Consider the following 12,999-nt stretch of genomic DNA (forward strand, 5'->3'; position numbering starts at 1 on the left):
CCGCCGCCCCCCCCCCCCCCGCGCGCCCCCCCCGCCCCCCCCCCCCCCCGCCCCCCCCCGGCCCCCCAGGCCTCGGTCGTCGTACGGGGCGGGTCAGGCGGGGGCGAGCCAGCGGTGCAGGGTGGCGGCGCCGTCGCGGATCTTGCTGATCTCGACGTGCTCGTCGGGGTGGTGCGCCAGGTTCGGGTCGCCCGGGCCGAAGTTCAGCGCCGGAATCCCCATCGCCGCGAACCGGGCCACGTCCGTCCAGCCCAGCTTGCCGATCGGCGCGGCGCCCACCGCCGCCAGGAACTCCTTCGCCGGGGCCGCCTCCAGGCCGGGCGGGGCACCGGCGGCGGCGTCGGTCACGGCCAACTCGAAGCCCGCGAACACCTCCCGCAGGTGGGCCTCCGCGTCGGCCGGGGTGCGGTCCGGGGCGAACCGGTAGTTGACCTCGATCTCGCACCGGTCCGGGACCACGTTGCCGGCGACCCCGCCGTGGATCCGTACCGCGTTCATACCCTCGCGGTAGTCGCAGCCGTCGATCTTCACCCGCCGCGCCTCGTACGTCTGGAGCCGGCGCAGCACCTCGCCGGCGGCGTGGATCGCGTTCACCCCGTGCCAGGAGCGCGCCGAGTGGGCCCGCACGCCGCTGGTGGACACGATCGCCCGCATGGTGCCCTGGCAACCGGCCTCGACGATGCCGTACGTCGGCTCCAGCAGCACCGCGAAGTCCGCCTCGAGCCACTCCGGGTGCGCCTGGGCGACCAGGTGCAGCCCGTTGTACTTCGACTCGATCTCCTCGGCCTCGTAGAAGAAGTACGTGACGTCGTAACGCGGATCGGGCAGCGTCACCGCGAGGTGCAGGGCGTACGCGACGCCCGACTTCATGTCCGAGGTGCCGCAGCCGTACATCAGGTCGCCGCGCATCGTGGACGGGAAGTTGTTGTTCAGCGGCACCGTGTCCAGGTGCCCGGCCAGCACCACCCGCTGTGTTCGGCCCAGGTCGGTACGCGCCATCACCGTGTTGCCATGCCGGTAGGTGCTCAGGTGCGGCACGCCCCGCAGCACCTCCTCCACGCAGTCGGCGATCGCCTTCTCGTTGAGAGACACGGACTCGATGTCGACGAGCACACGGGTGAGCGCCACCGGATCGGCGAGGACCTCGGGGGTAAGCGGGTTCTCCATGGTTCGCACGGTACCGTCAGACCCGGTGGCGGCGAGGAGCGAGCGTCCGCCGTCACAGCCGCGAACGAGAGGTGGAGCAGTGACGTCCGCACAATCGGCCTGGGGCATCGGCCTGGCCACCGTCACCGCCGACGATCAGGTGCTCGACACCTGGTACCCGACCGGGAAGTTGGGGCTCGGCGAGCTGCCGCTGGTCTCCGGCGAGGAGAAGGCGGACGTGCTCGACCTGCCGCCCGGGGCGATCGGCGAGCGAGGGTTGCCCGGCCTGCGCGCCGTCGAGGTGGTCACCGTGATCGGCTCGCTGGACGACCCGATCAAGGACGCACCGGACGCGTACCTCCGGCTGCACCTGCTCTCCCACCGCCTGGTCCGGCCCAACGAGCTGAACCTGGACGGCATCTTCGGCAAGCTGGCGAACGTGGCCTGGACCTCCGCCGGACCGTGCCCGCCGGAGCGGGTCGACGAGTTGCGGGTGATCGAGCGCACGGCGGGCCGGCACCTCGCCGTCTACGGGGTGGACAAGTTCCCCCGGATGACCGACTACGTGGTCCCCGCCGGCGTGCGGATCGCCGACGCGGACCGGGTCCGCCTCGGCGCCCACCTGGCCGCCGGCACCACCGTCATGCACGAGGGTTTCGTGAACTTCAACGCCGGCACGGTCGGCACCTCCATGGTCGAGGGCCGGATCGTGCAGGGCGTCCTGGTCGGCGACGGCTCCGACATCGGCGGCGGCGCCTCGATCATGGGCACGCTCTCCGGTGGTGGCACCGAGAAGGTGAGCATCGGCGAGCGGAGCCTGGTCGGCGCGAACGCGGGGGTCGGCATCTCGCTCGGCGACGACTGCGTGGTCGAGGCCGGTTGCTACATCACCGCCGCCTCGAAGATCACCCTGCCGGACGGCCGGGTGGTCAAGGCCCGCGAGCTCTCCGGGGTCGACGGCCTGCTCTTCTGGCGCAACTCGGTCACCGGCGCGTTGGAGGCGAAGCCGCGGACCGGCCGGGGCATCGAGCTGAACGCCGCGCTGCACGCCAACGACTGACGGCCGCCCGCCTCCGGGTCCGCGGGAACCCCGCGGACCCGGAGGGGGTACGCCCTAGCGCAACCGGTACGCCTGGAGCACGTGCTGGCTCACCGTGTTGCCCGCGGTGTCCCGGGCGGTCGCCCGCAGGGACGCGTACCCGGGGCCGGCCGGGTGCCGCACGGTGGCCGTCCAGCCGTCCCGGCCGGGGTGCAGCCGGGCCCGCTGCCAGGTCGTCCCGCCGTCGTAGGAGACCTCGACGGTGAGCGCGGCGACCCGGGCCGACGGCGCTCCGGGCTGCCGCTCCACCTTGACCGGGATGGCGAAGCTCCGGCCGGCCGGCGCGGTGTTCGCCGCGTCGAGCGCAGGCGCGAAGCGGACCGCCATCGCGGGCAGCCGGGCGAAGTCCTCGCCGGGCACGTGCCGGGACCGGAACGTCCACGCGGCGCCGACCTCGGTGCTGAGGTCGGTGAAGCTGCGCCTGGTCACCGTCTCCAACCGGTAGTTGGCGGCACCCGCCGGCACCTCGAACTCGCCGTAGCCCGGGTCGGTGTTCTCGCCGACCAGCGCCCCGTTGCGGTAGAGGGCGGTCCGGGCGCTGTCCGCGATCGACCCGCCGGCGTGACCCTCGGCGTCGCTGTGCAACGGCACGTCCAGCAGGATCAGGTCACCCTGCCGGGTGATGCCCTGCCCAGGCCAGCGCGGCGCCGGGAAGGACGGCCCGTACGGCGCGCTGTTCCAGCTCTGCCGCAGGTGCCGGCCGGCCCGGTATTCCCGGGCGTCGTCGACCAGCACCGCCCGGGGTTCGAGCCAACCCTCCTCGGTCGGTACGCCGAAGGTCAGCTCCGCGTTCCAGCGGACCCCGCGGGTGTTGTAGTACTCGATCCGCTGCCCGGGCACCGCCGTGGGCAGGACCGCCGCCCAGCCGCCCACGTCCGGCTCGAGTTGCGGGAAGACCACCCGCTCGGCGTCCAGCCCGGGGTAGCCGCCACGGAACTGCTGAGTGACCGTGGCGAGGTCACGGCTGCGGTAGTGCCGGTCGAAGCCGGTCGGCAGCCGCCCGGGGAAGCCCTCGCTGAGCGCGTAGAGATACGGGCTGCTCGCCACCGCCCGGTCGGCCCACTGGCTGCTCACCGTGCCCAGGAACCGCTCCGGCGATCCGGCCGGGCCGTGCTGTCCGCTGAAAAGCCCGGTGAAGTCCAGGCCCACCAGGCTGAAGCCGTTCGAGCCGCCATCGGCGGCGAGCACGGTCGCCCCGACCTCGACCAGGACCGGCGTGGCCGACCGGTCCGGCACCGTGCTCCGGACCGGCTTCGCCTGGCGGGCGTCGATGGCGATCGCCATGTCCCGGTCCAACACCAGCTCGGGGCGGGCCATCAGCGCCGTCCGCGGATTTTCCTCGTCCCCACCGGAGATGAAGGACAACACCCCGTACCGGCCCTTCGGCACCCGCAACTCGGCGGTGCCGTCCGGGTCCGACACGTCGTAGCTGACGTAGCTCTCCAGCCCGGCGAGGACGGTGAACGCGTCGCCGGCGGGGGCGCCGGCGTCGTCCAGGTGCCGGACGGTCAGCGTGTAGCTCTCCACCTCGCGGTGCACGGCGAGCGGAGTGACCGCCACCGCCGCACCGGAGCGGGCGACGATCCGGCCGGTGTAGTAGCCGTCCGCGCCCGGGGTCCGGGTGTCCGCGGTGACCGTGGCGGTCGCCGTTCCGCCGGCCGGCACGGTGACCCGGGTCGCGCTCAGCGCGAACATCCCGGCCGGGGCGGGCGAGCCGGTCGGGCCGCTGGCCTCGATGGTCAGGTCGAGGTCGAGTGGCGCCAGTCCGTCGTTGCGCCAGGTGACCTCCCGGGTGATCGGGGTGTCGTCGCCGTGCGGCCAGAGCGCCCGGCCGAACGAGACGCTCACCGGGTCGCTGGTGACGGTCTGGGTGATCGCCCGGGCCACGTCGACCCGACCGGCTCCCTGCTGGTACGCGCTCTGCTCCGGGTGCGGCTTCGCGGACGCCATCAGGGTGGCCTTGAGCTGCCCGGCCGCCCAGTCGGTGTGCTGCTGGGCGAGCAGCGCCACCGCGCCTGCGACGTGCGGGGCGGCCATCGACGTGCCGGAGAGCGAGACGTAACCCTCGCCCACCGGGTCACCGATGAAGCCGTCCGCGGCCCGGGCCGCGACGATCTCGACCCCCGGGGCGGTGAGGTCGGGCTTGATCCCTTCGTCGCCGACCCGTGGGCCCCGGCTGGAGAAGTCGGCGAGCGCGTCGGCGCGGTCGACCGCGCCGACGGAGAGCGCCGCGTCGGCGGTGCTCGGCGAGCTGACGGGGGCGAATCCGCCGTCGTTGCCGGCGGAGACCACGAAGAGCGTGCCGGTCTGCGCGGTGAGCCGGTTGATCGCCTCCTCGAGCGGGTCGATCTCCGTGGTGTCCGACCCACCGAGGCTCATGTTGATCACATCAGCGCGCTGGTCCACGGCGGCCCACTGCATACCGGCCAGGATCGCCGAGTCGGGGCAGCCCTGGGTCTCGCAGACCTTGCCGGAGAGCAGGGTCGCGTCCGGCGCGACTCCTCGGTAACGGCCGCCCGAGGCGGCGCCGCTGCCGGCGATGATGGAGGCGACGTGGGTGCCGTGTCCGACGAGGTCACCCGGCGCGGACTCCTCGGTGAAGTTGTGCGCCTCGGCCACCCGACCGGCCAGGTCGGGGTGGCCGGTGTCGATCCCGGTGTCCAGCACCGCGACCCGGACGCCCTGACCGGTGTAGCCGGCCTGGTGGGCGGCGGGCGCGCCGATCTGCGGCACGCTGTGATCGAGGCTGATCCGCCGCCGGCCGTCGAGCCAGATCCGGTCGACACCCCCCGCCGCGTCGACCCGACCGCCGGCCCGGCCGGTGACCGCCGCCCAGATCTCGCCGGCCCGGTCCTTGGCCGCGGTGCCGGCGAGGCCACCGATCGCGGGCAGGTCACGGGTGATCGTCACGCCGGCCGGCGCGGCGGCCCGCCGCTCGGCCCCGGGCGATCGGGCGAGCAGCACCGGCAGGTGGTCGCGCCGGGCGTCGTCGTAGCCGGCCGCGATCAGCCCGGTGACGTCGAAGAGCCGCCGGTCGACCCGGCCGGCGCGGATCAGCGGCAGGGCGTCCTGCGGTACGACGGAGAGTTGACCCCGCTCCCGCCGGGTCAGGAAGCGGATGTGCGCACGCCCCTCGGCCGGGCGCACGCTGGCCGCCCCGGACGCGGTGACGGTCACCCGGTCCCCGGTGAGCAGGGTGACTGTGGTCGGACGGCCGGTCGTCGGTGCCGCCGGCGGGGCGGCGTTCGTGGCGCCCGGCCCGGCCGGGGGCGCGGCCGTGGCGGCCGCCGGTGTGCCGAGCACCAGCGTGAGCACCAGACCGATCCCGATGATTCTTGTGATTCCTTGCAACGGAACCTCCTCGGTGGAGCGTCGTTACCAACGGGAGACACATTGACAACCGTCAGGATTGCATACCCGGTATGTGTTGAAAAGTCGGAAAGATGACTGAGTTGCCGGCGGACCGCCGGCCCGGCCAGCATGATCGGCCGGTGACGTCGATGAAGGAACGCATGCTCGCCGGCGAGCTGTACCTGGCCGACGACCCCGCGATCACCGCCGACCTGGACCGCGCCGCCCGACTGATGGAACGCTTCAACACCAGCCCCGCCGGCGACCCGCAGGCCCGCCTCGCGGCGCTGCGCGACCTGCTCGGCGAAGTCGGCGAGGAGACCTGGGTACGTCCCCCGTTCTACTGTGACTACGGCGACCGGATCCGGATCGGGCCGCGCTGCTTCGTCAACTTCAACGCGGTCTTCCTCGACGTCGCGCCGATCACGCTGGGCGCCGACGTCCAGGTCGGGCCGAACGTCCAACTGCTCACCCCGACCCACCCGGTCGAACCGGAACCGCGGCGGGCGAAGTGGGAGGCGGCCAAGCCGATCACCATCGGCGACAACGTGTGGCTCGGCGGCGGCGCGATCGTGCTCGCCGGCGTCACCGTCGGCGCGAACACCGTCGTCGGGGCGGGCGCGGTCGTGACCCGGGATCTACCACCGAACGTCGTCGCGCTCGGCAACCCGGCCCGCCCGGCACGGTCGGTCGAATAACCCGATCAAGGCTTTCACCTGCGTAAACGGCTCCTTCGACCGATGGCGGGTCGACTCACCATCCAGCACACTGGGTAGTGACGTCGCCACCGGGAGGCGCCATGAGCGAGCGGCAGCGAGCGAATCATCAACTCAGCGCGCTGGTGCCTCATGCCGACACGCAGCGCAGCGGAGTGCCGGCATGAGCGAGCGGCAGCGAGCGAATCATCGACTCAGCGCGCTGGTGCCTCATGCCGACACGCAGCGCAGCGGAGTGCCGGCATGAGCGGTCGGGTGCTGGAACTACGGGTGCACGGGGTGTCCAACACGCCCCCGGGCCAGACCCTCGGCCTGCCCCCGGAACCGGGCGGGGACCCGCCCCAACCGCGGCTGGTCGCCGGCGGCGAGGTGACCGGCTTCTACCGGGCCCCCGGCGGCGGATCGGACGACCCGCTCGTGGTCGAGGCGTACAGCTGGGGGCAGTTGACCTCCGGCGGGCGCACCGCGCGCGACGTGGAACGCGCACTGTGGACGCTGCTGCTGCCGTTCACCCTGGCCAACGTGGCGCTGCACGCCCGACCGGGAATCCCGGCGGACCCGGACCAGGAGCGCTGGGCCAGCCGTTCCGGCATCACCGCCTGGCTGATCCGGGTCTTCTGCCTGAGCCTGACCAGCACCCTGGTCGTCGCGGTGACCGGGATCGGCGTGGACCTGATCGGCTGGCAGTGCGTGGACGACGCCTGCCTGGGCCGGATTCCGGGGCCGTGGGAGTTCCTCGCCCACGGCTGGTGGAGTGAGGGCGCGCACGCGCTCGCGGTCGGACTGCTGGTCCCGCTCGGCCTGCTCGCGGTGCTCGGAATGGTGGCCTGGCGCACCTACCAGTACGAGGCCGAGATGCCGGCCGACCCGGCCACCAGCGCCTACCTGCGACCGCCGGTCGAGGCGCCCACCGACGCGTCGCCCCCGGTCGCCCAGCCGCCGCAGGAGCCGCCACCGGCACCCGAACCGCCGCCGGAGGACCCGACGAACCCGTTGCAGGACCCGACCTTCTGGCTCGGGGAGGGGCAGTTGCGCCGGGGCGCCGTGCTGCACCTCTGCACCGGCACGGTGGTCGCGGTGGCGGTGCCGCTCGGCACCGTACTGGCGATGGACCCGCCGCGGGGCGTCCGTGCCGTCGTAGCCTGGCCCACCGTCGCCGTCTGCGCGGCGGTGCTGGTGATCGCCGTCGTGGGGCTCGGCCGGCCTTACCTGACCCGGCGGGCCGGCGACACCCCCCTCGGACCGTGGAGCCTCGCGGTCGCCGTGCTCGCCGCCCTCGCCGTGGCCGGCACCGTCACGCTCCTGCTGCTGCCCGCCGGGCCGGCCGGCACCCCGCTGCGCGAGCTGCGCCCGCCGCCCGGATGCGCCCGCGACTCTGCTCTCCCGGGGTGCGGCGCCGACCGCTCGCTGCCCGGGTACGACTGGATCATCGCGTGGCTGGCCACCGGGCAGCTGCTGCTGCTGATCGCCATCGGTGCGGTCGCCCGGTCCGGCCGCCGCGCGCTGGCCGCGCCCGGCGCGGCCGGGCTGCTGCTCACCGCCTCGGTGATCTGGATGGAGGGCTGGCTGCCCGGAACATCTCCGGTGTCCTGGGCGCCGCCGGTCTGGGTGCTCGCCGTGCCGGCCATCGCGCTCGCCGCGGTCGGTCTGGTGCTCCCCCGGACCCGCGCGGCCGTCGATGTCCAACCGCTGGCGCCCCACACCGACCTGGCCTGGGGCGGCCGGGGGCCCGCCGTGATCGCGGGCTTCGGGTGGTTGCTCTGCATCGCCAACTGCGCCGGGCTGATCTACTGGGTGACCGACCGGCTCGACGGCGCGGCGACCCCGACCGGACGATCGGCCATCGTCCCGCCCACCCCGGTGCTGTGGGCGGGGCTCGCGTTCGCCGCCGCGCTCCTCGCGCTCGTGATCACCCTGCTCCGGGCCGGCCTGCTCTTTCACCGGCTGCGCCGCCGGGAGTACGCCGAACTGGTGCCGCCCGGACACACCCTCTCCCTGCACGAGCTGCGCCGCTGCCGCGACGTCAGCGCCTACCGGGCGCTGCACCGGCTGGTCGGGGAGCACGCCATCCGGCTGACCGGCTGCTACGCCGTCGCCGCCGCCGCGCTGATCACCCTCGGCTGCGCGGCCGCTCTCTCGCACGCCCGACCGCACCCCGCCGCGGCCACCGACGGCTCGGCCGTGCTGAAGGCGGTCTCCGACGTCGGCGACTCGATGCTCAGCTGGCTGCCGGTGCTGGTCGCCACGATCGGCGCGCTCGTCTACCGCAACGACACCGTGCGTCGCACCGTCGGGGTGGTCTGGGACGTCGGCACGTTCTGGCCGCGCACCGCCCACCCGCTCGCCCCACCCAGCTACTCCGAGCGGGCGGTGCCCGAGTTGCAGACCCGGATCGCCGGGCTGCTCGCCCTGAACCGGCACGACCCGCGCCGGATGGACGGCATCATCCTCTCCGGGCACAGCCAGGGGACGGTGATCTGCGCAGCGGTGATCCTCCAGTTGCCGGCGAGGTGGCGTCGGCGGATCTGGTACTTCTCCTACGGCTGCCAGCTCACCCGGCTGTACGGGCGGGTCTTTCCCGCGTACTTCGGGCCGGACCGGCTGCCCACGGTGACGGAGGCGCTGACCAACCCGCCCGGCCGGACCGGCTGGACCAACTTCTGGCGGGACACCGACCCGCTCGGCTGGCCGGTCAACGCGGGCGAGCGGGACCTCGCCGTCCGGGACCCGGAAGCGCTGCATCCCAGCGGCGGCGAGGTGGCCGACCCGCCGATCCGCAGCCACAGCGGCTACCCGGACGCGGCCGAGTTCCACTACGAACGGGCCCGGGTGGCCCGGCTGCTCAGACGGGCGGTGCCGTCACAGCGGCGGGGGGTCGGCTAGCCGCACCACCAGGTCCGCCCGGTCCGCGGTGTCGGAGACCAGCGCGGCGTTGGTCTCGTCGCTGCCCAGCGCCCAGGCCCGAGCCTGCTCGGCCGTCCGGCCGTACGCCTCGTGCCGGGCGGTCAGCCGGCGCAGCCGCAGCTCCGCGTCGAGGTCGAGGAACCAGGCCTCGTGCAGCAGCGACCGCACCTCGTCCCAGGGCGTCTCCGGCACCAGCAGGTAGTTGCCCTCGGTCACCACCAGCCGCACCTCCGGCGGGACCTCGATCGCCCCGGCGATGGGCTCCTCCAGGTCGCGCCGGAACACCGGTGCGTAGACCGAGGTGGGTTCGAGCCGGTGCAGGCGACGCAGCAGCGAGACGAAGCCGTTGGCGTCGAAGGTGTCGGCCGAGCCCTTGCGCTCAGCGCGACCGAGCCGGTGCAGCTCGGACTGGGCGAGGTGGAAGCCGTCCATCGGCACCAGCCGGGCGACCGGGCCCAGCTCACCGACGATCCGCTCGGCCAGCGTGGACTTGCCGGCACCCGGCGCTCCGGCGATGCCGAGCAGCTGGCGCGGCCCGGCCTCGGCCAGGGCGCGCGCCCGGGCCACCAGCTCGTCGACGGGGAAGACCCGTGCCTCCGGCATCAGCCCAGGGCCGGCTCGGTGATCGAGAAGCGGGCCTGCACGGCCGCCTGCACCGGCTGCGGCTGCGGGTCCAGCTCCAGCTCCGGCCGGCCGCCGCCCTCCGCGCCGCCGGCAAACGCCATCCTGGCCATCATCGGCCGGTCGGCGGGCCCGGTGTCGGCGAGCTCGATCAAGCCGGTGACCCGCGCGCCGAGCGCCTCGGCGTACTCCCGGGCCCGGGACAACGCGTCGGAGATCGCTGCGTGCCGGGCCTCCCGGTGCGCCGGACTGTCGGGGCGCAGGGACCACCAGGGGCCCGCCACCTCGACCTGCTCCTGGTCGGCCAGGCGCAGCATCAGCTCGCCGAGGGCGGTGAAGTCGGTGACCGTGACGGTGGTGGTGACGCCGCCGTGCCAGGCAACCACCCGCTCGGTGGAGCGCCGGGTCTCCGGCCACACCAGCAGATCACCGGTCTCCCGGCGGGCGATCGCCGAACCAGCGCCGTCGAGCAGGACGCGGACGGCCGCGGCCCGTTCGGCCAGCCGGGTGAGAGTGGTCTCCCGGTCCCTGTCCCGCGCGGTCGCCGTCACCGAGAAGCGGGCCAACTCTGGCGCCACCTCCCGGTAGGCCTCACCGCGCACCGTCACCACCGGCCCGTCCGCCATGCCCTCACCCTAGTCGCGGCTGGACCCGCGCGCCGGCTCGCACGACGAGCCGCCGTCACGCCGGCTCGGTGGTCACCGGCCGGTGCCCGAGGTACGTCACGACACCGGCGCCGGCGCGACACCCGGTGAGGTATCCCCCGGCCGACCCCAGCTCCAGCAGGTACGCCAGCTCGGCGGCGTGATCCCCGCCGGCCGGCAACTCCTCCCGGCCCGCCGGTAGGTCCCGATCGAGCAGGGCGGTGCGCAGGTCCTGCGCCCGCCGGTACTGCCCGACCAGCGCGTCCAGGTCGTCCCGGCGCAGCGCGTCGGCCAGTTCGTCGAGGAGGGCACTGACCCTGCCGAGCTGCCGGAGCAGCTGTTCCCGGTTGTTGAAGAGCATGTCGGCGGTCCGCCTGGCGGGGGTGCCGGCCACCCGGGTGCCGTCCCGGAAGCTCCCCGCGGCCAGCCCGAGCACCGCGTCGCGCAGCTCCGAGCCGGCCACCGCGCCGGCCAGGCTCCCGGCCAGCAGATGCGGGACGTGGGACGAGAGGGCGACCACCGAGTCGTGCACCGCCGGGGACATCGGCACCACGCGGGCCGCGAACACGTCCACGATGAGGCCGACCAACCTCCGGAACGGCTCGATGCCCTCGGCGGCGGGGCAGAGGACCCAGGCAGCCCCGTCGAAGAGCGCCGGTACCGCGGCGGTCAGCCCGGAGCGCTCGGTGCCCGCCATCGGGTGTCCGGGAACGAACCGGTCGGTCAACCCGTGCTCGGCGGCGAAGGCGGCGACCGAGCCCTTCGTGCTGCCGACGTCGGTGATCACGCAGCGGTCGTCGGTCTGCTTGGCCACCGCGAGCAGCGTCTCCGGCAGGCTCGGCAGCGGGCCGGCGAGGAACACGACGTCCCGGTCGCGGACCGCCTCGCCCAGATCGTCGGGGAAGCGCACCCCCCGCTCGCGCCCCTCGGCCCGGGTGCGGGGATCGGGATCCCAACCGACGACGTCCGGGTAGACGCCGTGCAGGCGCAGCAGGATCGAGCCGCCGATGAGGCCGGTGCCCACCACGGCGACTCTCGGCTGCCGGCCCGACCCGTCGACCATGACGCGGCGCTAGTCGCGCAGCCGGCCGGCGACGGCCGCGACGTGCTCGTCGGACTCGGTCAGCGCGACACGGACGTGCTGACCGCCGGCCGGGCCGTAGAAGACGCCGGCGGCGACCAGGATGCCCCGGCGGGCCAGCCAGTCGACCGTCTGCCAGCAGTCCTCGCCCCGGGTCATCCAGAGGTAGAGGCCCGCCTGCGAGTGCTCGACCGTGAAGCCGGCCCCGGTGAACGCGTGGTACAGCGCCTCACGCCGGGCGCGGTAGCGCTCCCGCTGCTCGTCGGCGTGCCGCTCGTCCTGCAACGCGGCCACCATCGCCGCCTGCACCGGGGCGGGCACGATCATCCCGGCGTGCTTGCGCACCTTGAGCAACTCGGCGACGAGCGCCGAGTCACCCGCGACGAAGCCGGCCCGGTAGCCGGCCAGGTTGGAGCGCTTGGAGAGCGAGTGCAGCGCCAGCACGCCCTCGTACGACCCGCCGCAGACCTCGGGCGAGAGCACCGAGACCGGTTCGGCGGACCAGCCGAGGGGGAGGTAGCACTCGTCGCTGGCGACCACCGCGCCGCGCTCCCGGGCCCAGTCGACCACCTTGCGGAGGTGGGCGGCGGGCAGCACCTGGCCGGTCGGGTTGCCGGGTGAGTTGACCCAGACCAGCCGGACCCGCGACGTCGGGCCGACCGAGGTCAGCGAGTCGGTACGGACCGTGGTGGCACCGGCCAGCCGGACCCCGTCCTCGTACGTCGGGTAGCAGATCGAGGGCACCACCACCACGTCGCCGGGGCCGATGCCGAGCAGGGTGGGCAGCCAGGCGACCAGCTCCTTGGAGCCGATGCTCGGCAGCACACCGAGGCCGTCGATCCCGGCGCCGCAGGCCCGGGCCACCCAGGCGGCGATGGCCGAGCGCAGCGCCGGGGTGCCGGCGGTCAGCGGGTAGCCGGGTGCGTCGGACGCGTCAGCGAGCGCCTGCCGGATCACCTCGGGCACCGGATCGACCGGCGTACCCATGGAGAGGTTGATCAGGCCCGCCGGATGCGCCGCGGCCAGGGCGGCCGCGGCGTCCAGGGTGTCCCAGGTGAACTCGGGCAGCCGTGCCGAGACCGGCGCGGGCCGGTTCAGTGGCCCTCGCCGCGCGGTGCCTGCGCGGCGACGAAGGTCGCGTCCTTCTCCACCTTGCCGATCTTCGAGGCGCCCCCGGGCGAGCCCAGGTCCTCGAAGAACTCGTAGTTGGCGCCGGTGTAGTCCTTCCACTGCTCCGGGACGTCGTCCTCGTAGAAGATCGCCTCGACCGGGCAGACGGGCTCACAGGCACCACAGTCGACGCACTCGTCGGGGTGGATGTAGAGCATCCGGTTGCCCTCGTAAATGCAGTCGACCGGGCACTCCTCGATGCATGCCTTGTCGAGCACATCCACGCACGGCTCGGCGATGATGTAGGTCACCGGTCTTCTCCTCCGC

At 74.1% G+C, this 12,999-nt stretch carries 10 protein-coding genes; 3 read left to right on the top strand and 7 right to left on the bottom strand.

All coding sequences use genetic code 11. The features are described from left to right. Positions 1 to 93: 93 nt before the first annotated feature. Positions 94 to 1,167, bottom strand: coding sequence for a succinyl-diaminopimelate desuccinylase (gene dapE / locus ACIBBA_RS00035; protein ID WP_396692307.1), 1,074 nt, complete (start codon positions 1,165 to 1,167; stop codon positions 94 to 96). 79 nt (positions 1,168 to 1,246) lie between these two features. On the opposite strand from dapE, the gene dapD reads away from it, so the two are divergent. Then, positions 1,247 to 2,206, top strand: a complete 960-nt coding sequence (gene dapD, locus ACIBBA_RS00040) for a 2,3,4,5-tetrahydropyridine-2,6-dicarboxylate N-succinyltransferase (RefSeq protein ID WP_396692309.1) — start codon at positions 1,247 to 1,249, stop codon at positions 2,204 to 2,206. A gap of 54 nt (positions 2,207 to 2,260) precedes the next feature. Here the strand turns inward: dapD and ACIBBA_RS00045 are convergent, their stop codons facing one another. Further along, positions 2,261 to 5,596 carry a S8 family serine peptidase gene (locus ACIBBA_RS00045; RefSeq protein ID WP_396692311.1) on the bottom strand — a complete coding sequence of 1,112 codons (3,336 nt, stop codon included), beginning with the start codon at positions 5,594 to 5,596 and terminating at the stop codon, positions 2,261 to 2,263. Positions 5,597 to 5,736: 140 nt separating this feature from the next. Here ACIBBA_RS00045 and ACIBBA_RS00050 point away from each other — a divergent pair, with 140 nt between their 5' ends. Both ACIBBA_RS00050 and ACIBBA_RS00055 read left to right on the top strand, forming a co-directional pair. After that, positions 5,737 to 6,294: a sugar O-acetyltransferase gene (locus tag ACIBBA_RS00050; RefSeq protein ID WP_350871554.1), complete on the top strand. Its 558-nt coding sequence runs from the start codon at positions 5,737 to 5,739 to the stop codon at positions 6,292 to 6,294. Positions 6,295 to 6,555: 261 nt separating this feature from the next. Beyond that, positions 6,556 to 9,195, top strand: a complete 2,640-nt coding sequence (locus ACIBBA_RS00055; RefSeq protein WP_396692314.1) for a hypothetical protein — start codon at positions 6,556 to 6,558, stop codon at positions 9,193 to 9,195. On the opposite strand, the gene ACIBBA_RS00060 is transcribed toward ACIBBA_RS00055, so the two are convergent. From ACIBBA_RS00060 to fdxA, 5 genes are read right to left on the bottom strand one after another with little or no spacing between them, the layout of a single operon-like run. Beyond that, the gene (locus tag ACIBBA_RS00060; RefSeq protein WP_357051292.1) at positions 9,172 to 9,819 is read right to left on the bottom strand and encodes a nucleoside/nucleotide kinase family protein; all 648 of its coding nucleotides are present in this window, start codon (positions 9,817 to 9,819) and stop codon (positions 9,172 to 9,174) included. The two genes, ACIBBA_RS00055 and ACIBBA_RS00060, sit on opposite strands and share 24 nt — an antisense overlap. Beyond that, a complete protein-coding gene (locus ACIBBA_RS00065; RefSeq protein WP_396692316.1) occupies positions 9,819 to 10,463 on the bottom strand; it encodes an SIMPL domain-containing protein in 645 nt (214 codons plus the stop codon). The genes ACIBBA_RS00060 and ACIBBA_RS00065 overlap by 1 nt, the downstream gene beginning before the upstream one ends. Before the next feature lie 55 nt (positions 10,464 to 10,518). After that, the gene (locus tag ACIBBA_RS00070) at positions 10,519 to 11,544 is read right to left on the bottom strand and encodes a prephenate dehydrogenase (protein WP_396692318.1); all 1,026 of its coding nucleotides are present in this window, start codon (positions 11,542 to 11,544) and stop codon (positions 10,519 to 10,521) included. Between the two features lie 9 nt (positions 11,545 to 11,553). Next, positions 11,554 to 12,660 carry a succinyldiaminopimelate transaminase gene (dapC, locus tag ACIBBA_RS00075; RefSeq protein ID WP_396693372.1) on the bottom strand — a complete coding sequence of 369 codons (1,107 nt, stop codon included), beginning with the start codon at positions 12,658 to 12,660 and terminating at the stop codon, positions 11,554 to 11,556. Beyond that, positions 12,657 to 12,983: a ferredoxin gene (gene fdxA / locus ACIBBA_RS00080; protein ID WP_204941938.1), complete on the bottom strand. Its 327-nt coding sequence runs from the start codon at positions 12,981 to 12,983 to the stop codon at positions 12,657 to 12,659. Before fdxA ends, dapC begins: the two co-directional genes overlap by 4 nt. Between the last annotated feature and the right edge of the window lie 16 nt (positions 12,984 to 12,999).

The sequence above is a fragment of the Micromonospora sp. NPDC051006 genome (assembly GCF_044456245.1).
Classification (GTDB): domain Bacteria; phylum Actinomycetota; class Actinomycetes; order Mycobacteriales; family Micromonosporaceae; genus Micromonospora.

What these genes read in the sequence shown, in the direction of transcription:
- ACIBBA_RS00055 (WP_396692314.1), top strand. Translation starts at nt 6,556, where the DNA reads ATGAGCGGTCGGGTGCTGGAACTACGGGTGCACGGGGTGTCCAACACG.
- dapE (WP_396692307.1), bottom strand. Translation starts at nt 1,167, where the DNA reads ATGGAGAACCCGCTTACCCCCGAGGTCCTCGCCGATCCGGTGGCGCTC.
- ACIBBA_RS00070 (WP_396692318.1), bottom strand. Translation starts at nt 11,544, where the DNA reads ATGGTCGACGGGTCGGGCCGGCAGCCGAGAGTCGCCGTGGTGGGCACC.
- ACIBBA_RS00065 (WP_396692316.1), bottom strand. Translation starts at nt 10,463, where the DNA reads ATGGCGGACGGGCCGGTGGTGACGGTGCGCGGTGAGGCCTACCGGGAG.
- ACIBBA_RS00060 (WP_357051292.1), bottom strand. Translation starts at nt 9,819, where the DNA reads ATGCCGGAGGCACGGGTCTTCCCCGTCGACGAGCTGGTGGCCCGGGCG.